This window comes from Clostridium sp. B9 (assembly GCF_050509515.1).
Classification (GTDB): Bacteria; Bacillota; Clostridia; order Clostridiales; family Clostridiaceae; genus Sarcina.
The window spans coordinates 3,175,190-3,200,844 of sequence record NZ_JBNWKA010000003.1 but is presented as its reverse complement, the minus strand read 5'-3'; the positions used below and the strand labels follow the sequence as shown (position 1 = coordinate 3,200,844).

Here is a 25,655-nt window from a genome sequence, read left to right as displayed (position 1 = left end):
GAAAGTATTTAATTTGTATGGTTAGTAATAAACTTGTGTTTTAATATGAAGTGGGATTTTAAAAAAAGGTCAAAATTAAGTATTTTGTAAAATGAATTTTTTTATTTTAATAACTTTTGATATAATTAATAATCGTGAAGCACTATTAAGTGTAATAGATGGGAACAAACGTTTGACAATGTTTTTTTTAGGAATTATACTATTTTAGTAAATTGAAAGGATGATATAGATGTTTGGATTAATAGCTTATGAGGAGATATATGGGCATGAGGATAAGTATATTTTTATAGATGTAAGAAGCCCGAAGGAAGCAAGAGATGAGCCGATGATAGGTTCTATTAATATACCTGTACTTTTAGATGAAGAAAGAGATGTAGTAGGTACTTTATATGTAAGAGAGAGTACAGAAGCTGCTAAGGAACAAGGAATAGAATTTATATCAAAGAGATTGCCAGAGATATTTAAACAGATTCAAGATATTTACAATAATAGAAACGGTAAAGAACTTGTTATTTTCTGTGCTAGAGGTGGAATGAGAAGTGGAAGCCTTCAATCATTACTTAATAGTCTTAAAATAAGTTGTTATAAATTACAGGGTGGATATAAATTTTATAGAAAATTTATCACAAAAAAGCTTGAAGATTTTTCAAAAGAAACTGATTTTATAGTTCTTTATGGAAATACTGGAGTAGGAAAGACAGAGATGTTATATAAATTAGAAGAAAGAGGATATGATATCTTAGATTTAGAAGGTTGTGCAAATCATAGAGGTTCTATTTTAGGCGGAGTAGGACTTGGAGACTGTAACACCCAAAAAAGATTTGATGCTTTAGTTTATGATAAGCTTAGACATAGAAAAACTAACCTTGTGTTTATAGAAGGTGAAAGTAAGAGAATAGGAAAAATATTAATCCCAGATCCTTTATTTAAAAAAATGTATGAGGGTGAAAAAATAAGAATAATTGCAGATCCAGAAGTGAGAGCAGAGAGATTAGTTAAGGATTATACTAGCTATGAGAATGTAAATGAGCAATTAGATGAAGCCCTAAGTGTTCTTCAAAGACATATAAGTGAAGAAAGAGTGGCACACTATAAGAACTTAGTAGCTAAGGGTGATTATACAACTGTTGCTTTAGAACTTATGGAGAAATATTATGATCCCATGTATGGTAATAGTGCAAAGAAACGTACTTTTAGAGATGAAATTAAAATAAATGATGTAGATAATGAATTATATAAATTAGAGGAAATATATAAAGAGATTTCAGAGGAATTATCGAGGGAATCAGAGGAGGATGTACATGAGCAATAGAAATAATAGTTATGACGTTACTTCTTTAACTTCTTTAGAAAAGTTAGAGCCAGTTAGAGTTAGACCAGGAATGTACATAGGTTCTACTGGAAGTAAGGGACTTCATCACTGCATCTGGGAGATACTAGATAACTCTATAGATGAAATATCAAATGGATATGGAAATAAGGCTAAAGTTATATTAAATAAAGATAAGAGTGTAACTGTTATAGATAATGGTAGAGGTATTCCTACAGGAGTACACCCAATTAAGAAGAAAACTGGTGTTGAGATGGTATTTACTGAACTTCATACAGGAGGAAAGTTTAATAACCAAAACTATAAGACTTCTGGTGGACTTCATGGTGTTGGAGCAGCTGTAGTTAATGCATTATCAAGATGGTTAGAAGTTGAAGTTAAACAAAATGGTAAGATATATAGACAGAGATTTGAATATGCTTACGATAAAGAGCTTAAGAAGGATATGCCAGGGACGGCTGTAACTCCTTTAGAAGTAGTAGGTGAGACTAAAGAGACTGGAACAAAGGTTACTTTTTTACCGGATAGAGAGGTTTTTTCAACTTCAGATTTTAAATTTGACATAATAGATGAAAGATTACAAGAACTAGCATTCCAAAATAAAGGAATAAGACTAGAGCTTATTGATAATAGAAAAGATGAAGTTGTTTCTAAGGAATATTATTCTGAAAGAGGGCTTTTAGATTTTATAGACTACTTAAATGAAAGTAAGACACCACTTCACCCAAATCCTGTTTTGTTTGAAGGAGAAAGAGAAGTAAATAATATTCAAATGTATGGAGAAATATGTCTTCAATTTACAGATTCAACTACAGAGAATATTGTAAGTTATGTAAATAATATACCTACAACTGAGGCTGGTACACATGAAACTGGATTCAAAACAGGTATGACACGTGCTTTTAAAGAGTGGGCTAGAAAGCTTAATCTTATTAAGGAAAAGGATAAAGAGTTCGAAGGTGATGACCTTAGGGAAGGTATGACTGCCATTGTCAGAATTAAAATAACAAACCCAGTATTTGAAGGTCAGACTAAAACTAAGCTTGGAAATAATGAAGCATACACAATGATGAATGATTTAGCTTATACTAAATTTGGTCATTGGATAGAAGATAATAAAGAAATTGCAACTATGGTAATAAATAATGCCTTAGATGCAGCTGCTAGAAGAGAAAAAATTAAGAAAATAAATGATGCAGAGAGAAAGAAAATAGGAAGAGGAACAGCGCCATTAGCAGGAAAGGTAGCTGTTTGTACTTATAAAAATAAAGAAGTTAATGAATTTATAGTAGTTGAGGGAGATTCTGCTGGCGGTTCAGCTAAACAGGCTAGGGATAGAAGATTCCAAACTATAATGCCTTCAAAAGGTAAGATTATGAACACTGAAAAGCAAAAGCTTGAGAATGTTATAGCTTCTGAAGAATTAAAAATATTTAATACAGCTATAGGAACTGGGATATTAGAAAATTACAATGAAGATGATTTAAAATATGACAAGATAATAATAATGAGTGATGCTGACGTTGATGGATACCATATTAGAACTCTTTGGATGACTTATATTTATAGATATATGAGACAGCTTATAGCAAATGGACATCTTTATTTAGCCCAACCTCCTCTTTATAAAGTTGCTAAATCAGGAAAGGGTAAAGATAAGATAATTTATGCCTACACTGATGATGAACTAGAGGAAGTTAAAAAGAAGGTTGGTAAGGGTGCTACAATCCAAAGATTCAAAGGACTTGGAGAGATGAATCCAGATCAATTATGGGAGACAACTTTAAATCCAGAAACAAGAACTTTAGTACAAGTTACTATAGAAGATGCTGCTAAAGCTGAGAAGATGGTTTCTTTATTAATGGGTGATGTTGTTCAACCTAGAAAGAACTACATGTACAAGTACGCTGAGTTCTAAAGGAGGAGATTAAATGGCTAAAAAGAATATTGAAATACCTAAGGATAATAATATTGTCAGACTACCGCTTGAAGAGGTTATGCCTGACAACTATCTTCCTTATGCAGTAGAAGTTGCAAAGGATAGAGCACTTCCAGATGTAAGAGATGGATTAAAGCCTGTACATAGAAGAATTCTATATGGAGCTTATATGTTAAAAGCTTTTCCAGATAAACCTTATTACAAATCAGCTAGAATAGTTGGGGATATATTAGGTAAGTATCACCCACATGGAGATAGCTCAGTTTATGATGCTATGGTAATACTAGCTCAAGATTTTAGTACAAGAGCTCCTTTAATAGATGGACACGGTAACTGGGGAAGTATAGATGGAGACGGAGCAGCTGCAATGAGATATACTGAGGCAAGACTTTCAAGTATATCTATGGAGATGCTTAGAGATATAGAGAAGAATGTAGTAGATATGGTTCCAAACTACTCTGATTCAGAAATGGAGCCAAAGGTTTTACCGGCTAAATATCCAAACCTTTTAGTAAATGGAACATTTGGTATAGCAGTAGGACTTTCAACTAATATACCTCCTCATAACTTAAGAGAAGTTATAGATGGTACATTAGCTTATATAGATAATAATGAAATAACTACTAAGGAATTAATGAACTATATTAAGGCACCAGACCTTCCAACAGGAGGAGTTTTAATAGGTCAAAAAACGCTTTTATCTGCTTATGAAACAGGAGAAGGTAAGGTTACTTTAAGAGCTAAGGCTGACATTGAAGAATTAGAAAATGGAAGACTTGGAATAGTTATAACAGAATTCCCTTATAGAAAAAATAAAGCTAGAATACTTCAAACAATTTCTGATATGACTGGAGATAAGAGACATGCTAAAGCTTTAGATGGAATTGTTGATATAAGAGATGAATCAGACAGAACTGGTATAAGAGCTGTTATAGAGTTTAAGAAGGCTGTAGATCGTAATATGGCTGATAAGGTTCTTAAGTATCTTTATAAGAAAACAGACCTTCAAGGTAATATAAGCTTTAATATGGTTGCTTTAGCTGATGGTAAACCAGAAACTATGGGGTTAAAAACTATAATAACTCATTATGTAAATCACCAAAAAGAGGTTATTACTAGAAGAACTCAAAGGGAATTAGAAGTGGCAGAAAAGAGATTCCACATAGTTGAAGGTTTCATAAAAGCTATAGATGTAATGGATGAATTAATTGCTACAATCAGAGCTTCAAAATCTAAAAAAGATGCTCATGAAAATATAGTTGAGAAGTTTGGATTCACAGATTTACAAGCAGATGCAATCCTAGAGTTAATGCTTTATAGATTAACTGGATTAGAAATAAAAGTATTCCAAAAAGAACATAAAGAGTTAACTAAAAAGATTAAAGCTCTTAAGAAAATTCTAAATGATGAATCAGTTCTTTTAGGAGTAATAAAAGATGAACTTAAAGATGTTGCAGAAACTTATGGTGATGATAGAAGAACTGCTTTAGTTGAAGATGAAAGTGAAGCTAAGATAGACTTAGAAGAACTTATAGTGGCTGAAGATGTTATGGTTACTCTTTCAAATGAAGGTTTTATAAAGAAAATACCTTTAAAAACATATAATCGTTCAAATGTTGATGAAAATGAAATTGATTATAGAGAGGGAGATTATTTAAAATTCCTTATAAAATCAAACACAAAGGATACATTAGCTATATTCACAGACAAAGGTACAGTCTATCAAATTAAATGTAACTCTGTAGTGGATAAGAAGTGGAAAGATAAAGGGGAAAGAATCGAAGATTTAATAAGAGGATTAAATCTTAGTGATGAAAAAATAGTAGCTTTTGAGTCAATAGAAAATTATCTTCCAAATAAGAGCTTTAAGTTCATAACGGCTAATGGACTTATTAAAAAGACTACTTTAGATAAGTTTGTTACTGCATATTCAAAGCTTATGGCATTAAAACTTAAAGGTGATGATACTTTAGTAAGTGTATCATTAATAGATTCATATGAAGAAGAGAGATTTGTTGAAATAGAAACTACAAATGGATTAAGATTTGTTGTGCCTGAACCAGAATTAGAGTTCTCAGAAAGAAATATAATGGGATCTCAATTAGTTCCATTAAAAGAAGGAAATCATATTAAGGATATTAGATTTGTTGATAACTGTGAGTATAAAGAATTTGTCATAGGAATCAATAAAAAAGGTAATATAAAGATATTTAATAATATGAGTAGTAGTTCTTATGAGAAGGTTAAAGTTAATTCATTTAGACATGTTGTTGCATTCTCAAATATGGGAAAAGCATATAAATTCCCAACTTATTTACTTCAAAATACTGAAGAAAGTCATCTTTCAGAGTTAGTAGATGGGTTTGAAAAAAATGAGAGCATAATAAAAGTTATTTGCTTAAATGAGAATGGGAGAATAGGAGATGACCTATTTGTTTATTTCTTCTCAAAAGAAGGATTGGTTAAGAAAACTTCCATGAAAGAGTTCTTAGGGGAATATAACAATCAAATAGTTTATAAATTCAAGAGTTCAGTGGATGAATTAGTAAGTGTAGATATTGGATTAGAAGATTCAAATATTATTTTAGTTACTAAAAATGGTATGGGAATTAAATTCTCAGCTATCAATGTAAATCCAATGGGAAGAGTAGCTTCTGGAGTAACTGCAATAAGCTTAAAAGATGATGATAAAGTTATTTTTGGTAAGACATTATCTTTAGATGAGCGTATTGATAGTAAAATTTTAGAAGAGTATAATGACTATAAAAAAGAATTATCTAATAACTATGAAAAGCTTGTATTAGAATCTAAGGAAAAAGAAAAAGTAGAGATTGCTATAGAAGGCATTAAACTACAAAATAGAGCGGGAAGAGGAAATAGTTTAATGATAATTGTCTTAGGTGATTATATAAAGGATGTAGTTATTAAATAGGAGGTTAGTCATGAAAAAGGTATTAGTATTTTTAGCAGATGGATTTGAAACAATAGAAGCTTTGTCTGTTGTAGATGTGTGCCATAGAGCAAAAGTTATTTGTCATGCATGTAGCATAGCTGACAACAAAGAAGTAAAAAGTGCCCATGGTACTACAGTTCTTTGTGACAAAGTAATAAGCGAAAATGACTTAGATTCATATGATGCTATAGTTTTACCAGGTGGAATGCCAGGAGCAACAAACCTTAGAGATAATGAAGTTGTTCAGGGCTTAATTAAAAAGTACAATGAAGATGGTAAAATAGTAGCTGCTATATGTGCAGCTCCAATAGCTTTAGCAAAAGCTGGAGTAATAGAAGGAAAGAATGTTACAAGTTACCCAGGTTTTGAGGATCAACTTGGAAATGTTAACTATGTAGAAGATGAATGTGTAGTTGTTGATGGGAACATCATAACAAGTAGAGGTCCAGCTACTGCATTAGCATTTGGATTAGAGATATTAAAAGAACTTGGATATGAAAAGGAAGCAAATCAAATAAGAGAAGGAATGCTTATAAACTTCTTCATAGAAAAAGAAAGTAAGTAGTTTAGTGTATTAAAGACCTAATAACTAAAAATCTATAAATATATTTCGAGAATTACTATATTTTACTAACAATTTATAGTAATTACTCCAAAGGGGTTGCCAAAACTTGAAAACTCGCCAAAGGCTCAAACAGTTCAAGTTTCTTAACGCAACCCCTTTTGCGTAATTACTTAAATTCTAAAGTTCATATAGATATTCTCTGCATATATTTTATAGATTTTTAGTTTATAGGTTTTTTAATACATTTTTTTGCTTTTTAAGTTTAATGAGTAAGGAAATGTTAAGCTTAGTTTATATATGTTAAAATGTATTTAGTTTTAATAAAAACACATTTTAAAATTGGAGTTGAGAAGATGAAGAAGATAACTTTAGATAATGGAGTTATATTATTATATAAATTTAGAGATATAGAGCATACTTCTTTTTGTATAAGTTTAGAGAGTGGAGCTAATTGTGAAAAGGAAGATGAAATTGGAATGGCTCATGCTTTGGAGCATATTCTTTTTAAAGGAACTAAATATCTAAGAGAAGATGAAATAAATGAAAAACTTGATGAACTATTTGGGTTTAGTAATGCTATGACTAATTATCCATATGTTATTTATTATGGAACATCAGCGAAGGAAGACTTTGAAGAAGGATTTTCTTTATATGCTGATATAGTTCTAAATCCAGCATTTTTGGATGAAGGTATTCAGGAAGAGTTAAGTGTTATAAAACAAGAAAGTGATGAGTGGAAAGAAGATTTAGAGCAGCATGTTGAAGATATTGCTTTAAGGAATGGACTTTCAAAAGAGAGAATAGGAAATCTTATAATAGGAGAAAAGGAACATATAGATGAGATAACTTTAGATAAGTTGAAAGAATTTTATCATAGAAATTATGTAAGTGATAATATGGTTGTTTCTGTAGTTTCATCTCTTTCTATAGATGAAGTTAAAGCTATAGTTGAAAAGAAATTTAATGAAGCTAGAATAGAAGGTTTTGAATTGAATCAAAATCAAAGAGAGATTAGAACTGGTGTTTTTGAAGAAATTATTGAAGGTAATAATGGAATAAAAATATGTTATTTATTTGATATAAATGATTTAACACTTGAAGAAGTTTCTGCATTAAGAATTTTTAATTTATGGTTTGGAGAAGGAGTAAGCTCTCTTCTTTATGATGAAGTTAGAACTAAAAACGGATTAGCATATGAGGTTTATAGTGAAGTTAAATATGAAAAGGGAATAAGATTATTTAAAATTTATGTTGGAACTTCAAAGGAAGCTAAGGATAAGGCGTTAAATATAGTTAATTATTGTGTAAAGAAAGCTAATGAGCTTGATAAGTATTTAAAAGAAGAAGATTTAAAGAAATTAGTTAAGAGATATAAACTTAAGAATTCGTTAGATTTAGAAAAGAGCATAGTTATGGCTAATAGAATGGCTATCTATGAAACTATGTTTGATAAAGGTGATTATATTTTTAAGGAATTAAGATTAATAGATAATTTAGCTTTAAGTGATATAAAGAATTTAGTGGAGAAAATTTTAAAGAATCCAGTTATACAAATACTTAATTAAGGGGTGATGGTGTGAGGGAGCAATGGCTACTTAAGCAAAGAAATAGAGAAGTTATAGAAAAATTAAAAAATGATTTAAATATAGATTTATTAACATCTATTCTTCTTGTGAATAGAGATATAAGAGACACGGAAAAAGCAAAAGAATTTTTATTTGGTGGAATAGAAGATTTAAATGAACCATATTTGATGAAGGATATGGAAAAGGGAGTCAATAGAGTAAAGGAAGCTATAGAAAATGGGAGTAAAATTACAATTTATGGCGATTATGATTGCGATGGAGTATCTAGTACGTCAATACTTTATAAAGGATTAGAAAGATGTGGAGCTAATTTTAATTATCATATTCCAGATAGAGAAGATGAAGGGTATGGAATGAACTCAAATAGGGTTAGAATATTAAAAGAAGAGGGAACGGAATTAATTCTAACTTGTGATAACGGAATAGCAGCCTTTGAAGAAATCGCTTTAGCTAATGAATTAGGAATGGATGTTATTCTTACAGATCATCATGATATTCCTTTAGTTAAAAATGAAAATGGAGAGTTAGTGAAGGAAGCTCCTAAAGCTTTTGCAGTAATAAATCCAAAGCAAGATGAGTGTGAGTATCCATTTAAATCTTTATGTGGAGCAGGAATAGCATTTAAATTTATGTGTGCTTTATATAGAGAATTAGGAATCTCACAAAGTGAAACTTTAGAGCTATTAGAAATATGTGCTATAGCTACTGTATGTGATGTAGTAGATTTGTTAGGTGAAAATAGAGTCATAGTAAAAAAAGGGCTTGAATTACTTAATAATACATCAAATAAAGGATTAATAGCCTTAAAAAAATATACAGGATTAAGTGATAAGGAGATAAGTCAATATCATTTAGGGTTTGTTATAGGACCTTGTATAAACGCTACAGGAAGACTTGAAACAGCAGATTTATCAGTAGACTTATTATTAACAAAAAATGATGATATTGCAGATGCTTTAGCAAAGGAATTGTTTGAATTAAATCAGAGAAGACAGGATTTAACTAAGGATAGTGTGGATATGGTTATAAAACAAATAGAGGATAACAATATGGAAAAAGATAAAGTTATCTTGGTTTATAATCCATATATACATGAGAGTATAGCAGGTATAGTTGCAGGAAGAATAAAGGAAAAATATAATGTTCCTACGATTATAATGACAAAGGGTAAAGACATGCCTAAAGGTTCTGCAAGATCAATAGAAGAATATAATATATTTGAAGAACTGTCTAAATGTAAAGAACTTATAAGCAAATTTGGTGGGCATCCAATGGCAGCTGGGTTATCAGTTGAAGAAAAGAATATTCCTTTACTTAGAAAGATGTTATTAGAGAAATGTGAATTAACTGATAAGGACATAATACCTAAGGTAAGAATAGATGCTAAGGTTCCTTTAGAATCTCTAAACTACGGGATAATAGATAATTTAGAGAAGCTAGAGCCTTTTGGAAAAGGAAATGCTAGCCCATTATTTGGAGAAAAGGATGTTAAAGTAAGTAGAGTTTGGATAATGGGAAAAGATAAAAATGTTATAAAATTCAGATGTAAACTAAGAAACAGTTATAAAACATTAGATGCCATAGCTTTTGGAAATAAAGTAGATGATTTTAAAGAAGATTTTAAAGATAAATATGGAGAAGAAGAACTTCTAAGAGTTTTAGAGGGTGGAAGTTGCAACTTTGGAATAGATTTGATTTATTATCCTAACATAAATGAGTTTAATGGGAATAAATCAATTCAAGCTAATGTTAAATACTTTAGAATTTAAAATAATATAGGTATTAAAAGAAAAAAGTTTGATTTTTTGTAAGATGTAGCATGGAACTAGTTGTGATAAGAGTGGTAATTCAACAAGTTTAAAAATAAAGGAGCAATATTAAAAATTAATATTGCTCCCATGAATTGTATCTAGCTAGGCATAATTAGCTAAATATATTATATATTTAATTTTTTTATTTTAATTGTTTAATGGTATGAATTTAATTTTTTATTAAATTCCCTTTTCGTATTGTTCTACCATTCTTTTAACCATTTCTCCTCCAACGCTTCCACATTGTTTAGAACTTAGGTTTCCGTTGTAGTCTGAGAATGGAACTCCCATTTCATTTGCTACCTCATTTTTGAATTTTGCTAATCCGTTTTTTGCTTCTGGTACTAAATTTTTAGCCATTTTTAATTCCTCCTTAGTTATTAATTGAGTTTGCATTTATATATTGTGCAGAATAGAGTAAAATATGAGAGGGAATTAAAGGACATATTAGAAGATAATATTTATAAAACCATAGATTAATAAGGGAGTTGATTTTTTGAAAAAGTATAAAATAATGATGACAGGTGGAGGATCAGCAGGTCACGTTACTCCAAACTTGGCTTTAGTGCCTAAACTTAAGGAGTTAGGTTTTGAAATAAAGTATATAGGGAGTAAAAATGGTATAGAGAAAGAAATAATAACTAAAGAGAATATACCTTATTATTCAATATCTTCAGGAAAATTAAGAAGATACTTTGACATAAAAAACTTTACAGATCCATTTAAAGTATTAAAAGGAGTAGTGGATGCTTCAAGAATACTTTCAAAGGAAAAGCCTGATGTTATATTTTCAAAAGGTGGATTTGTTACAGTACCAGTTGTAATAGCAGCCTCAATGAAAAAAATACCTGTAGTATCACATGAATCAGATTTAACACCAGGTCTAGCTAATAAAATAGCATCACCATTTTGTGATAAATTATGTGTTACATTCCCAGAAAGTTTAAAGTATATAAAAGATAACAAAGGTGAACTTACAGGAACACCGATTAGAGAAGATCTTTTAAAAGGTAATAAAGAAAAAGCTAAAAAATTCTGCAATTTTAAAAGTGATAAAAAAGTACTTATGATAATTGGTGGAAGCTTAGGATCAAAGATTATAAATGATAATATAAGAAAAGTTCTTCCTGAAATATTAAAAGAATATAATGTTATTCATTTATGTGGAAAAGGTAATTTAGATCAATCCTTAACAACTTTAGATGGATATAGACAATATGAGTATATATCAGATGAACTTCCAGATTTAATGGACTTAGCAGATTTAGTTATATCTAGAGCTGGAGCAAATACAATATTTGAATTATTAGCTCTTAGAAAATTAAACATACTAATCCCTTTATCAGCTAATGCTTCAAGGGGAGATCAAGTTTTAAATGCTAATTCTTTTGAGAAAAGTGGATATTCTAAAGTCATAAAAGAAGAAGAGCTTACGTCAGAAGTTTTATTAAATGCAATAAAAGAGGTAACAAAAAATAAAGAAAATTACTTAAATGCTATGAAAATGAGCAAAATAGGCAATGGAGTAGGAAATATTGTAGATATAATAAAGAAATCGGCAAATATGTAAAATTTTATAGCTAATTCTTAGAATAATATAGATGTTTTATAAGAAATGAGAATAAATTATTAAAATATGTTTCAAAATATCAAAATATGCAACTTGAAAAATTTTTCCCAAAGAGTATAATTATTAATGTCGAGTAAAATTAGTTTTGTATTAACAATATTGGGCTTTAATAAACTATATTATCATGTATAAGAGGTGTTTTTTATGAGTAAAGTATCAGTGATATACTGGAGTAATGGTGGAAATGTTGAAGTACTAGCAAACACTATAGCTGATGAGTTAGAAAGCTTGGGAGCAGAAGTTTTAATTAAGCATGTTTCAAATGCTAAGTTAGAAGATGTTACCGAAGCAGACGCAGTAGCTTTAGGAAGCCCTTCAATGGATAATAATAGAATAGAACAATACGATATGGAACCATTTGTTAACCAACTTAAATTGACTCCAAACGAAGGTAAAAAAATGATTCTATTTGGATCATATGGCTGGGATAATGGTGAGTTTATGGTTGAGTGGGTTAAGAGAATGAAAGACTATGGTTTCGATATTCAAGGAAGTTTAGCTGTAAATGAATCACCTAATGATGATGAAATAAATTCAGCTAAAGACTTAGCAAGAAAACTAGTAAAATAAGACTCAATATGCTAATAAGTAATTTTAATTAATTACTTTAAATATATTATAATTTTTAAGATTTTAATTTATATATCTACAAAATTAATGAAAGAGAGGTCATCTCAATGGCAATGAGAAAAACTAAAACAATGGATGGTAACACAGCTGCCGCTTATATATCATACGCGTTCACTGATGTTGCAGCAATATTCCCAATTACACCATCATCACCAATGGCAGAGTGGGTTGATGAAAATAGTGCAAGAGGATTAAAGAACATATTTGGTCAACCTGTAAAAGTAATGGAAATGCAATCAGAAGCAGGTGCTGCAGGAGCAGTTCACGGTTCATTACAAGCTGGAGCTTTAACTACTACTTACACAGCTTCACAAGGTTTATTATTAATGATACCAAACATGTATAAAATAGCTGGTGAATTACTACCATCAGTATTCCATGTATCAGCTAGAGCATTAGCTACTTCAGCATTAAACATCTTCGGAGATCACCAAGACGTTATGGCTGCAAGACAAACTGGATTCGCTATGTTAGCAGAAGGATCAGTTCAAGAGGTTATGGATTTATCAGCAGTTGCACACTTAGCTGCTCTTAAAGCAAAAATACCTTTCGTAAACTTCTTCGATGGATTCAGAACATCACATGAAATACAAAAAGTTGAACTTTTACAATACGATGAATTAAAAGAATTAGTAGATATGGAAGCAGTAGAAGAGTTCAGAAGAAGAGCTCTTAACCCTAACAAGCCTGTAACAAGAGGTACAGCTCAAAACCCAGACATCTACTTCCAAGAAAGAGAAGCAGTAAACAAATTCTATGATGCAGTTCCAGAAATAGTTGAGAGCTACATGAAAGAAATCACTAAGTTAACTGGTAGAGAGTACAACTGTTTCGATTACTATGGAGCAGAAGATGCTGAGAGAGTTATCGTAGCTATGGGATCAGTTACCGACTTAGTAGAAGAAACTGTAGACTACTTAAACGCTAAAGGAGAAAAAGTTGGTTTAATCAAAGTTAGATTATTCAGACCTTTCTCAAATGAAAGATTAATAAAAGCAATGCCAAAGACTGTTAAGAAAGTGGCTGTTTTAGATAGAACAAAAGAACCAGGTGCTGCAGGAGAACCTCTATACTTAGAAGTTAAGAATGCATTCTACGGATTAGAAAATGCTCCTGTAATAGTTGGTGGTAGATTCGGATTAGGATCAAAAGATACTGTACCAGCTGATATAGTTGCTGTTTACGAAAACTTAAAGAAAGAGGATTCAAAAAATGGATTCACTTTATCAATAGTTGATGACGTAACTAACACTTCATTAGAACCAGTTGGAGATATAGATACTACTCCAGAAGGAACTAAAGCTTGTAAGTTCTGGGGATTAGGATCAGACGGAACAGTTGGAGCTAACAAGAGTGCTATCAAAATCATCGGAGACCATACTGACATGTATGCTCAAGGATACTTTGCATATGACTCTAAAAAATCAGGTGGGGTTACAATTTCTCACTTAAGATTCGGTAAACAACCAATAAAATCACCTTACTTAATAAACAAAGCTGATTTCGTTGCTTGTCATAACCAATCATATGTTAACAAATACTTCGTTTTAGATGGATTAAAGAAAAACGGAACATTCTTATTAAATACAATCTGGACTCCAGAAGAAGTTGCTGAACATTTACCAGCAAGCTATAAGAGATTCTTAGCTGAAAACAACATTAAGTTCTACACTTTAAATGCTGTTAAGATAGCTCAAGAAGTTGGATTAGGTGGAAGAATCAACATGATCATGCAATCAGCATTCTTCAAACTAGCTAACATAATACCAGTAGAAGACGCAGTTAAATACTTAAAAGACGCTGTTGTAACTTCATACGGTAAAAAAGGTGAAAAAGTTGTTAACATGAACCACGCTGCTATAGACAAAGGAATCGACGCTATCGTTGAAATCAATGTTCCAGCTGAGTGGGCTAACGCTCAAGATGAAGTAGTTGAAACTAAAGAAGTTCCAGCATTCATCAAAAACATTGTTGAGCCAATGAACAGATTAGAAGGAGATAAACTTCCTGTATCAGCATTTAATGGAATGGAAGATGGTACTTTCGAGCCAGGTACTGCTGCATACGAAAAGAGAGGAATTGGTATAAACATACCAGAATGGATAGCTGATAACTGTATCCAATGTAACCAATGTGCTTACGTTTGTCCTCATGCTACAATAAGACCATTCTTATTAACTGAGGAAGAAGCTAAAAATGCTCCAGCTTCAACTAAGTTAGTTGCTGCTAAAGCATTAAAAACTGAAGAGCCAATGCAATTCACTATGGCTGTAAGCCCACTTGATTGTACTGGATGTGGAAACTGTGCTCAAGTTTGTCCTGCTAAGGAAAAAGCTTTAGTTATGAAACCACAACACACTCAATCAGAGCAAGAAGCTGCTTGGGATTACTGCATAGAAGAAGTATCACCTAAGAAAAACCCAATGAACAAAAATACAGTTAAAGGTAGCCAATTTGAGCAACCATTATTCGAGTTCTCAGGAGCTTGTGCTGGATGTGGAGAAACTCCATACGCTAAGCTTATAACTCAATTATTCGGAGACAGAATGATGATAGCTAATGCTACTGGATGTTCATCAATCTGGGGTGGATCAGCTCCTTCAACTCCATACACAACTAACCACAAAGGACATGGACCAGCTTGGGCTAACTCATTATTCGAAGATAATGCTGAATTTGGTTTAGGTATGTTCTTAGGAGTTAAAGCTATAAGAGAAAGATTAGTAGATCTTGCTGGAAAAGCTATAGAAGCTGGTGTTAAACCAGAAGCTAAAGAAGCTTTAGAAGCTTGGATAGCTGAAGTAGATAACGGAGAAGGAACTAGAGATAGAGCTGATGCTGTTATAGCTGCTTTAGAAGGTGAAACTAATGAGTTCGCTAAAGAAATATTAAAAGATCAAGACTACTTAGTTAAGAGATCACAATGGATCTTCGGTGGAGACGGATGGGCTTACGACATCGGTTACGGTGGAGTTGACCACGTTTTAGCTAGTGGAGAAGATGTAAACATACTTGTTATGGATACAGAAATCTACTCAAATACTGGTGGTCAGGCTTCTAAGTCAACTCCAACTGCTGCTATCGCTAAGTTTGCTGCTGCAGGTAAGAGAACTAAGAAGAAAGATTTAGGTATGATGGCTATGAGCTACGGTTATGTATATGTTGCTCAAATAGCTATGGGTGCTGATAAGAACCAAACTCTTAAAGCTATAGCTGAAGCTGAAGCTTACAAAGGACCTTCATTAATCATAGCTTATGCTCCATGTATCAGCCACGGATTAAAAGTTGGTATGGGTAACTCTCAATTAGAAGAGAAAAAAGCTGTTGATTGTGGATACTGGGCTACTTACAGATATAACCCAATGTTAAAAGGAACTGACAAGAACCCATTTGTATTAGATTCTAAGGAGCCAACTGCTGACTTCAGAGAATTCTTAATGGGAGAAGTTAGATACGCTGCATTAGCAAAAGCATTCCCAGAAGCTGCTGAAGCTTTATTCGAGAAGACTGAAAGAGATGCTAAAGAAAGATTAGAAGGATACAAAAAGCTTGCTGGAAAGTAAGATTAAGTAGATTCTAATTAAAGTAGATATAAATTAGATTGAAGTATAATATTTAAGAGCTAGAATTTAATTCTAGCTCTTATTTTTTTATGAAATGAAGTTATTTATTTAAAATATTGATTAAAAAGAAAGATAAAATTCATTAATAAGAATAAAATATAAATTTAAAATGATAAATAGTTATGAAAATGAAATATTATTGATAATTTAATAAAAAAAATTAGAAAAACATGATTTAAACGTAAAAACAAAGAAAAACAGAGAAATTTTAAGTATGTAAGAGTAAAAAATAAATATTAACAAATTATTAACAGTAGAAAGGATGAAATAGATGTTAATAAGTTTTGAATAAATTATGAACGAAGAGTATTATATACTATATAAGTAATGATTATTATTCAAGAGAAAAATTTAATGAACCATAAATATTTGTCTTGAATAATAGTTGTTAGTTTTTCTTATATGGGAAAAACTAAAGGTTGAATTAAAAAATAATAAAATTATTAAGGAGGCGATTTTTATGGCAAGTAATTCAGGAGTAGACACTAAAAAGCTTACTTTATTTGGGTTCTTTGCAATGACAGCATCAATGGTTATGACTGTATATGAATATCCTACATTTGCATCATCAGGATTTCATTTAGTATTTTTCTTAATCATTGGTGGTTTATTATGGTTTTTACCAGTTGCTTTATGCGCGGCTGAGATGGCAACTGTAGACGGTTGGGAAGAAGGAGGTATCTTTGCTTGGGTAGGTAATACTTTAGGTGAAAGATGGGGATTCGCGGCAATCTTCTTCCAATGGTTCCAAATAACAGTTGGATTTGTTACTATGATCTATTTTATATTAGGAGCTTTATCATATGTGCTAAATTGGCCAGCATTAAATGAAAATCCAGTAATTAAATTTATTGGTGTTTTAATTATATTTTGGTTCTTAACTTTCTCACAATTTGGAGGAACAAGAAATACAGCTAAAATAGCTAAAGCAGGATTTATATTTGGTGTTTTAATACCAGCAGTTATATTATTTGTATTAGCAATCATGTATGTGGTAAAAGGAAATCCGATACATGTTGATTTAAGTGCAAAGGCACTTATTCCAGATTTTTCAAAGGTTAATACTTTAGTTATTTTTGTATCATTTATATTAGCTTACATGGGAGTTGAAGCTTCAGCTTCACATGTAAACAAATTAGAAAATCCAAAAAGAGATTATCCATTAGCAATGTTTATATTAGTTGTATTAGCAATAGTTCTTAATACAGTTGGTGGTTTAACTGTAGCAGCTGTTATTCCAGCCGACCAATTAAATTTAAGTGCAGGGGTTGTTCAAACATTCCATCAACTAATAGTAGCAAATTTAGGATCTGGATATGATTGGATAACAAGAATAATAGCTTTATTATTAGCTTTAGGTGTTATGGCTGAAGTTAGTGCATGGGTTGTAGGACCTTCAGAAGGTATGTATGTTGCAGCTACAAAAGGTATATTACCTAAAAAATTAGCTGAAACAAATAAACATGATGTACCAGTTCCATTAGTATTAGTACAGGGTGTAGTAGTTACAATATGGGCTGCAGTACTAACATTTGGCGGTGGTGGAAACAACGTTTCATTTTTAACTGCTATATCATTAACAGTTGTTATATACTTAGTTGGATATTTATTATTCTTCTTAGGATACTTTACATTATTATTTAAACATAAAGATTTAAAACGTGCTTATAATGTGCCTGGTGGTCAAGTATTTAAATTTATAGTAGCATTTTTCGGTATTTTAACTTCAATTGGTGCTTTAGTAATATCATTCTTCCCACCTTCACAATTAACTGGTAAAAGTGTTTCAGAGTATTTAACAATACTATCAATAAGTTTTATAGTAACTGTATTAATTCCATTTATTATTTATGCATTACGTCACAAATGGAATGAAAACAAGGGGACTAAATAATTAAAAAAATTAAATAGATTTATTTGAAGTAGCCTTTTAAAAGGCTACTTCAATAATTTGTAAACTAAAATCTACTTAGAAAGCGGTACTAGACAGAATAATGTATGTTGACGCTTAGGAGGACCGAAAATGAGTTGTAATTATATTAATGAAAAGAATACAGAGTTAGATGAGAAATTTACTACACCTATTTATGGAACAATTTCTAGTAATAAATCTATCCCTAAATATAAGTTGAATGAAAAATCAATATCACCTGATATTGCATATAGACTAATTAAAGATGACTTAATTGATGAAGGTAATGCACGTCAAAACTTAGCTACTTTTTGTCAGACTTATATGGATGATGAAGCTATAACATTAATGTCAGAAACTTTAGAGAAGAATGCTATAGATAAATCAGAATATCCAGAAACAGCTGAATTAGAAAATAGATGTGTGAATATGATAGCAAACCTTTGGAATATTCCTCAAGATGTTCAATACATGGGAACATCAACAGTTGGATCATCAGAGGCATGCATGCTAGGTGGTATGGCAATGAAGTTTCATTGGAGAAATAGGGCAAGAGCTTTAGGTATGGATGTAACTTCAAGAAAACCAAACCTGGTAATTTCTTCAGGATATCAAGTTTGTTGGGAGAAATTTTGTGTTTATTGGGATATAGAAATGAGAGAAGTTCCAATGGATGAAAATCATATGAGTATAAATGTGGACAAGGTTATGGAGTGTGTTGATGAAAATACAATTGGTGTTGTTGGTATATTAGGATTAACTTACACTGGTAATTTTGATGATATTAAAGCTTTAGATGCTAAATTAGAAGAATATAATAAAGAGCATGATTTAAAAGTTTATATACATGTTGATGCAGCTTCAGGTGGTATGTATGTCCCATTTATTAATCCGGATTTAGAATGGGATTTCAGATTAAAAAATGTTGTTTCAATTAATACTTCAGGACATAAGTATGGTTTGGTTTATCCTGGTATAGGATGGATAGTTTGGAGAGATAAAGAATTCTTACCTAAAGAATTAGTATTTGAAGTAAGTTATTTAGGTGGTAAAATGCCAACAATGGCAATTAACTTTTCAAGATCAGCAAGTCAAATAATAGGTCAATATTATAATTTCTTAAGATATGGATTTAAAGGATATAAACAAATACATCAAAGAACAAAAGATGTTGCAATGTATCTAGCAAGTGAGATAGAAAAAACTGGTTTGTTTGAGATAATTAATAATGGAGAGAACATGCCAATAGTTTGTTATAAATTAAAGGATGATATCGAGGTAGAATGGACTCTATATGATTTAGAGGATAGACTACTAATGAAAGGTTGGCAAGTGCCTGCATATCCATTACCAGCAAACTTACAAGATGTTTTTATTCAGAGAATTGTATGTCGTTCTGATTTTAGCCGTAATTTAGCAGATTTATATTTAAGAGATTTAAAAAGTGCAATTGAAGATTTAAAATGTGCTAGAATTTTAAGAAAATAAAATGGTGTAAATTGAAAAGAGGTTATATTATGAATTATTACATAAGTATATTATTTAGAACTATACCTTTATTTATGGGTATAATATGTTTTACTTACGGGTTTTACATTAATACATTAGGAGATAGATTAGGATCTGGTTATATAGTAGCTAGTCATGTAATAATATTCTTTACTGCGATTTGTATAGCTTTATTTACTACAGCAGCTACTATAATAAGACAGTTGATAAATAAATATAATTCAGTATACAAAGTTGTTTTACCGGCTATAGGATATATATGTGCATTTGTAGCTATAATAGGAGGTTTATATTTTGCATTTAAATATAGAAGTGTATCTCCATATTTTGTATCGGGAAATATAGCTTTTGGGGTTGGATTAATATCAATTTGTGTTTCTACAGTGGCCTTGTCATCAACAAAATTTTTGCTTATACCCAATAATAGTAGTAAGTTAAAAGAGGGAGAAAAACCATTAGGAGCTTTTAGTAATAGCTTTGCAAAATTTCTTTTAGCTATACCAATAGTGTGTACTGCCATTGGATTGATATACTCTTTTTATCTATTAAGTGATACTAGTAGTGCTCCAAATTTAGTTGCTGGATTTGTTGTTTTCGGTATATCTTTAGTTTGTGGTAGTTTAATATCACTAGTAGCAAGCGTGGAAAGACAAATACAGAATACATTTACTAATAAAGAGCGTTGGAAATGGTCAATTTTAGTACTAGTTCTAGGTAGTATAGATTTTATATTAGGTATAATTGTACTTCTAGTAAGTAAAAATCAAGCGCTTATAGCTCCAGGATATGTATTAATAGGATTAGGGTTAGTTTGTTATAGCATATCAAGCAAGGTTTTATTATTAGCATCTGTTTGGAGAAGAGAAAGTAAATTAGCGAAAAGAATTCCATTAATACCAGTGATAACAGCTTTAATATGTTTGTTTTTAGCTGCATATTTATCAGAAGCTGAATTGGTTAATGTATCATACTTTGTTCCAGCGCATGTAATGGTTGGATTAGGAGCAATATGTTTCACTTTATTTTCAATTGTATCAATTTTAGAGAGTGGTACATCTAAATAAGAAGAATAGTGTTTGGAGAATCTATATAACAAGGTTTTTGCTTAAAATCTTGCTATATAGATTTTTTTATTTAATATTTTTATGTAATTAGATAATAATATATATGATTTACAATTATATATATTATTAAATTAAACAGTTATATAGAAAAAATGAAGTGTGTTAAAAGTTAATAAATTATTAACTAAGTTTGAACTGTTAAATAATATAAAGATAAGCAAAATAATTAATTTACTCATCTTTATATTGAAAAAAGTTAAAATAAAAACATTGAAAATTGATAAAAGACTAATAAAATGCTTATTTATTATTAAATTACTAATAAAAATAGAAATAAAATATATTAAAAAGAGAAAATGAGAGAAATAGAGAAATTAAAAGAAATGAGGAGATTATAAGCAAATTTACAAACTATACACAAAATATTAACAAATTGTAACGAAATAGAGAGTTTAATTTAATTCTGAAAAAGGTGTATTATAAAGACAAGTTGATGAGATAAACAACTTGGAAAATAAATAATAAACAGGTAAGCTAAAAATTAATCTTAATTCCTTTTGTCTAAGAAATTAAGAGTGATTTTTAAGCTCTTAGGAGGTTTTTAAAATGCTTTTCGGAAAAAATGATTTAGGTAATGAATTTGTAACACCTATATTTGGGACTGTAGAAAGTAATGAGTCAATTCCTAAATATAAAATAGCTAAAGATTCTATTGCACCACAAGTTGCATATAGATTAATCAAAGATGATTTATTAGATGAAGGTAATGCTCGTCAAAACTTATGTACTTTCTGTCAAACTTATATGGATGATGAAGCTGTAAAATTAATGTCAGAAACTTTAGAAAAAAATGCTATTGATAAATCAGAATATCCTCAAACAACTGATTTAGAAAACAGATGTGTAAATATTTTATCAGATTTATGGCATGCTCCAAAAGATGAAAGCTTCATGGGAACATCAACAGTTGGATCATCAGAAGCTTGTATGCTTGGTGGTATGGCTATGAAATTCAGATGGAGAAATAGAGCAAAAGCTTTAGGTATGGATGTAACTTCAAAGAAACCAAACTTAGTAATTTCTTCAGGATATCAAGTTTGTTGGGAAAAATTCTGTGTTTACTGGGATATAGAAATGAGATTAGTACCTCTAGATGAAGAGCACATGAGCATAAACGTAGATAAAGTTTTAGACTATGTTGATGAATATACAATTGGTGTAGTTGGAATATTAGGTATTACATACACAGGAAAATATGATGATATTAAAGCTTTAGATGCAAAATTAGAAGAATATAATAAAACAGCAAAATTATCAGTTCCAATTCACGTTGATGGAGCTTCAGGTGGTATGTTTGCACCATTCATAGAACCAGATTTAGAATGGGATTTCAGATTAAAAAACGTTGTATCAATAAGTACTTCAGGTCATAAATATGGATTAGTTTATCCTGGTATAGGTTGGGTTTTATGGAGAGATAAAGAATATTTACCACAAGAATTAGTATTTGATGTAAGCTACTTAGGAGGAAAAATACCAACAATGGCAATTAACTTCTCAAGATCAGCTAGCCAAATAATTGGTCAATATTACAACTTCTTAAGATATGGATTTGAAGGATATAGACAAATACATCAAAGAACAAAAGATGTTGCTATGTATTTATCAGATTCACTTGAAAAAACAGGATTATTCGAAATCTATAACAATGGAGAAAACTTACCAATAGTTTGTTATAAATTAAAAGATGATGCTAATGTACAATGGACATTATATGATTTAGCAGACAGATTATTAATGAAAGGATGGCAAGTACCTGCTTATCCATTACCAGAAAACTTACAAGATACAATAATTCAAAGAGTTGTTTGTCGTTCAGATTTTAGCCACAACTTAGCTGAATTATACATGAGAGACTTAACAGCTGCTATAGAAGATTTAAATAATGCAAGAGTTTTAAATAAAGAATCTAAAACTGGAGTACAAGGATTTACTCACTAGTATTTTATAAAAAAACTCTCTTTAGAGCTTTAGGCTTTAAGGAGAGTTTTTTAATAATATAGGAATATTTTTTGTATGTATTGATTAGAATTTTGTATTATGTTAAAAATATAATTAGAATTATAAAAGAAAGTACTTTAATTATTTTGTATTTAAGGTTACAATTAATATAAAGTAAATTTTCCACAAGGGAGGAAAGATTATGTCAGATAAAGAATTAAACAAATGCTGCGGAGGCAACTGTGGTTGTGGAAGCGAAAAAGAAGAAAAGCATGAAGGATGCGGATGTGGTGGACATGGTCACGATCACGGACATGATCATCATGATGGATGCGGATGCGGAGAAGAGCATGTGGAGCATTTCGTTGTAGATTTAGAAGATGAAAATGGAAACACAATAACTTGTGATGTTATTGACGCTTTTGAATATAAAGAAGAAGAGTACGTTTTAGTACAACATCCAGATGAGTCAGTTTACTTATTCAAATCTCAAGGTGAAGAAGGAGAATTAGTTCTTCCTGCTGAAGAAGAGTTTGATGAAGTTGTTAAATACTACGAAGAAAATGTAGCTGAATAATTATAGTAAAAGATGATGTTTTACATCATCTTTTATTTAGTTATTCTCAAAATAATAATAAATATTTACGTTAAGATAGCTTGAAATGTGGTGAGGTAATATGAAAAAAGAAAAATTGGCTATATTTGATGTTGATTTTACTTTAACAAGTAAAGAAACATTATTACAACTTTTTAGATTTTTAATAAAAGAAGATAAAAAGAACTTAAAGTTTATTCCAAGAGCTGCTTTCTCTGGTCTTATGTATGGACTTAAGTTTTATGATGAAAAGAAAGTTAAACAGTCTTTTCTTAAGTTCATAGATGGGGTAGAGGAAAAAGATTTACAGGATCTTGTAAAAAAATATTATGATGAAGTTTTAAGCAAGATACTTTATAAAGATTCTATAGATATGATTAGGAAATTAAAAGCTGAAGGTTGTAAAATTTATCTAATATCAGCATCACCAGAGTTTTACTTAAATGAGCTTTATAATATAAAAGAAGTAGATGTTATAATAGGTACTAGATTTTCATTTAACCAAGGAAAGTTCGAGAGAAAAATGTTAGGTGAGAACTGTAAGGGAGAAGAAAAAGTTAAAAGGCTTAAAGAATACTTAAAAGAGCATAATGTTGAAGTAGATTATAAAAATTCATATATGTTCTCTGATTCATTATCAGATAAACCTTTACTGGATTTGGTGGGAAACGCCTATTTGATAAACTATAAGAAAAAAAATGATACTTATAAAATTTTAAATTGGAAATAATAAAAGCAATCTCTGGATTTAGAGATTGCTTTTTATATTATTAAATTATTTTGACACCCTTGTAGTGATAGTTTGAGTTAGTGGAGGTACAACTTGTTTCTTTCTTGAAAGAACTCCAGGTAAGAATGTAGTTGAATCTTCTAATTTAACTTTGAATGCTTCCTCAGCTATTTCAGGAGCTCTTCCTGCAACTAAGATTTGTGAACCTTCGTTTATGATATCAGTTAATAATAGCATAATCATTTCTAAGCCCATTGATTCAGCTTTTTGGTTCATGTATGCAAGCATATCATCTTTTAAAGGCATAAATCCTTCGATATCCATTGTGTTAACTTGAGCAACACCTACTTTAACACCTTCTATAGTGAAAGGTTTGAAGTCAGCGTTGAATATCTCTTCAATTGATTTACCTTTTAATGAAGTACCAGCTTTGAACATTTCTTTAGCGAATACTTCTGGAACTATTCCAGCTATATCAGCAAGTTTTCTACAAATCTTAATATCTTGTGGTGTACAAGTTGGTGATTTGAATAATAATGTATCTGATATTATAGCTCCACATAATAATCCAGCAGCTTCTCTTGAAGGTCTTATTCCGTTTTCGAAGAATCTCTTAGCAACTATTGTTGAAGTACTTCCAACTGGCTCGTTTCTGAAGTATATTGGGTTTCCTGTTTGAATATCAGCAACTCTGTGATGGTCGATGATTTCTAATACTTCAGCTTCCTCTAATCCATGTACTGATTGACCTCTTTCATTATGGTCAACTTGTATAACCTTCTTCTTGTGGTTTGAGATTAAGTGGAATCTAGCTATTGATCCAACTACTTTGTTATTACTATCTAATACAGGGTAGTTACTGTATCTAGTTTCACTCATTGTTACTTTTACATCTTCAACTAAATCATCAGTTGATACTGAAACTATGTTATCTTTAGTCATAACATAATCAACAGGTAAACTTTGAACTATTAATCTTGAAGCTGTAAATGAATCATGAGGAGTAGTTATAACTGTTATTTTCTTTTCTTTAGCAAGATTTAAAATTTCTTCAGTTGGTGTATGTCCACCAGTAACTATTAATAATGAAACATTTAAGTCTATTAATTCAGCTTGAATTTCAGCTCTATCTCCAGCTATAGCTATGTCACCTTCGCTTATGAAATCTTTTAATGATTCAGCTTGCATAGCAGCCACTACAACTTTTCCAGGGAATACTTTTATACTTTCATTTATGTTTTGAGCTTCAGCAGATAAAGTATCTAATATGTTATCTAGTGAAGTTTCACTTTTAGCAAGTATATTGCTATCCCATACATCCATGTAAGTTGCAGTTATGTTTGATGTTGATAACATTCCTAATAAGTGGTTATTTCCATCAGCAACTGGGATTGATTTTAAATTTTTGTCTCTCATTATGTTCCAAGCCATCTTAAGAGATGCTTCTGGAGATAATGGAGCGATTTTATCCATTTCTAAATCTTCAACTTTTAACTTAACAGTCTCTAAGTATTGAGGTGCTTCAACACCAAAGTAATCAAGTATGTATTGAGTTTCTGGATTAACATTTCCCAATCTAACTGGTATAGCAGGAATGTCTTGAGTTTTATTTTTAAACTCAGCATATGATAATGCAGCACATATTGAGTCTGAATCAGGATTTTTATGTCCTGTTACGTATATAACATCCTTCATGCAGGTTGCCTCCTTTGTTATTTGAATTTTATTAGTAATTATCTTATTTGCGAATGTATTTTATTCACGAATATATTTTAAT

The 25,655-nt window shown here is 30.6% G+C and carries 17 protein-coding genes; 15 read left to right on the top strand and 2 right to left on the bottom strand.

The genetic code is table 11. The annotated features are described in order from the left end of the window. Positions 1-229 precede the first annotated feature (229 nt). The 6 genes from mnmH to recJ all read left to right on the top strand — a co-directional run bounded on the left by mnmH (position 230) and on the right by recJ (position 10,142). Positions 230-1,312, top strand: coding sequence for a tRNA 2-selenouridine(34) synthase MnmH (gene mnmH, locus ACQZHJ_RS14180; RefSeq protein WP_430486205.1), 1,083 nt, complete (start codon positions 230-232; stop codon positions 1,310-1,312). Further along, on the top strand, positions 1,302-3,248 hold the full coding sequence (locus ACQZHJ_RS14175; RefSeq protein ID WP_430486204.1) for a DNA gyrase/topoisomerase IV subunit B: 1,947 nt from the start codon (positions 1,302-1,304) through the stop codon (positions 3,246-3,248). The genes mnmH and ACQZHJ_RS14175 overlap by 11 nt, the downstream gene beginning before the upstream one ends. A gap of 13 nt (positions 3,249-3,261) precedes the next feature. Beyond that, positions 3,262-6,201: a DNA topoisomerase IV subunit A gene (locus ACQZHJ_RS14170; protein ID WP_430486203.1), complete on the top strand. Its 2,940-nt coding sequence runs from the start codon at positions 3,262-3,264 to the stop codon at positions 6,199-6,201. Positions 6,202-6,211: 10 nt separating this feature from the next. After that, entirely contained in the window at positions 6,212-6,787 is a 576-nt protein-coding gene (locus ACQZHJ_RS14165; RefSeq protein WP_430486202.1) for a DJ-1 family glyoxalase III, read from the top strand. Between the two features lie 353 nt (positions 6,788-7,140). Further along, on the top strand, positions 7,141-8,352 hold the full coding sequence (locus ACQZHJ_RS14160; RefSeq protein ID WP_430486201.1) for a M16 family metallopeptidase: 1,212 nt from the start codon (positions 7,141-7,143) through the stop codon (positions 8,350-8,352). An 11-nt stretch (positions 8,353-8,363) separates the two neighbouring features. After that, the gene (gene recJ / locus ACQZHJ_RS14155; RefSeq protein ID WP_430486200.1) at positions 8,364-10,142 is read left to right on the top strand and encodes a single-stranded-DNA-specific exonuclease RecJ; all 1,779 of its coding nucleotides are present in this window, start codon (positions 8,364-8,366) and stop codon (positions 10,140-10,142) included. 222 nt (positions 10,143-10,364) lie between these two features. Here recJ and ACQZHJ_RS14150 read toward each other — a convergent pair whose 3' ends face one another. After that, positions 10,365-10,544 carry an alpha/beta-type small acid-soluble spore protein gene (locus ACQZHJ_RS14150; RefSeq protein ID WP_300349290.1) on the bottom strand — a complete coding sequence of 60 codons (180 nt, stop codon included), beginning with the start codon at positions 10,542-10,544 and terminating at the stop codon, positions 10,365-10,367. Positions 10,545-10,680: 136 nt separating this feature from the next. Between ACQZHJ_RS14150 and ACQZHJ_RS14145 the strand changes: the two genes are divergently transcribed. The 9 genes from ACQZHJ_RS14145 (at position 10,681) to ACQZHJ_RS14105 (ending at position 23,878) form a co-directional block, all read left to right on the top strand. Beyond that, positions 10,681-11,754 (top strand): undecaprenyldiphospho-muramoylpentapeptide beta-N-acetylglucosaminyltransferase, encoded by a 1,074-nt coding sequence (locus ACQZHJ_RS14145; RefSeq protein ID WP_430486199.1) that lies wholly within the window; start codon positions 10,681-10,683, stop codon positions 11,752-11,754. A 204-nt stretch (positions 11,755-11,958) separates the two neighbouring features. After that, positions 11,959-12,384 carry a flavodoxin gene (locus tag ACQZHJ_RS14140; RefSeq protein WP_430486198.1) on the top strand — a complete coding sequence of 142 codons (426 nt, stop codon included), beginning with the start codon at positions 11,959-11,961 and terminating at the stop codon, positions 12,382-12,384. 113 nt (positions 12,385-12,497) lie between these two features. Next, a complete protein-coding gene (nifJ, locus tag ACQZHJ_RS14135; RefSeq protein WP_430486903.1) occupies positions 12,498-16,007 on the top strand; it encodes a pyruvate:ferredoxin (flavodoxin) oxidoreductase in 3,510 nt (1,169 codons plus the stop codon). Positions 16,008-16,527: 520 nt separating this feature from the next. Beyond that, positions 16,528-17,961 (top strand): glutamate:gamma-aminobutyrate antiporter, encoded by a 1,434-nt coding sequence (gene gadC / locus ACQZHJ_RS14130; protein WP_430486197.1) that lies wholly within the window; start codon positions 16,528-16,530, stop codon positions 17,959-17,961. Between the two features lie 129 nt (positions 17,962-18,090). Further along, a complete protein-coding gene (locus tag ACQZHJ_RS14125) occupies positions 18,091-19,467 on the top strand; it encodes a glutamate decarboxylase (RefSeq protein ID WP_430486196.1) in 1,377 nt (458 codons plus the stop codon). A 29-nt stretch (positions 19,468-19,496) separates the two neighbouring features. Beyond that, entirely contained in the window at positions 19,497-20,552 is a 1,056-nt protein-coding gene (locus ACQZHJ_RS14120; protein WP_430486195.1) for a DUF2776 family protein, read from the top strand. Between the two features lie 606 nt (positions 20,553-21,158). Beyond that, on the top strand, positions 21,159-22,553 hold the full coding sequence (locus ACQZHJ_RS14115) for a glutamate decarboxylase (RefSeq protein WP_430486194.1): 1,395 nt from the start codon (positions 21,159-21,161) through the stop codon (positions 22,551-22,553). A gap of 202 nt (positions 22,554-22,755) precedes the next feature. After that, positions 22,756-23,130, top strand: coding sequence for a DUF1292 domain-containing protein (locus ACQZHJ_RS14110; RefSeq protein ID WP_430486193.1), 375 nt, complete (start codon positions 22,756-22,758; stop codon positions 23,128-23,130). A gap of 100 nt (positions 23,131-23,230) precedes the next feature. Then, on the top strand, positions 23,231-23,878 hold the full coding sequence (locus ACQZHJ_RS14105) for an HAD-IB family hydrolase (protein ID WP_430486192.1): 648 nt from the start codon (positions 23,231-23,233) through the stop codon (positions 23,876-23,878). A gap of 45 nt (positions 23,879-23,923) precedes the next feature. Here ACQZHJ_RS14105 and ACQZHJ_RS14100 read toward each other — a convergent pair whose 3' ends face one another. Then, entirely contained in the window at positions 23,924-25,573 is a 1,650-nt protein-coding gene (locus tag ACQZHJ_RS14100; protein WP_430486191.1) for a putative manganese-dependent inorganic diphosphatase, read from the bottom strand. Between the last annotated feature and the right edge of the window lie 82 nt (positions 25,574-25,655).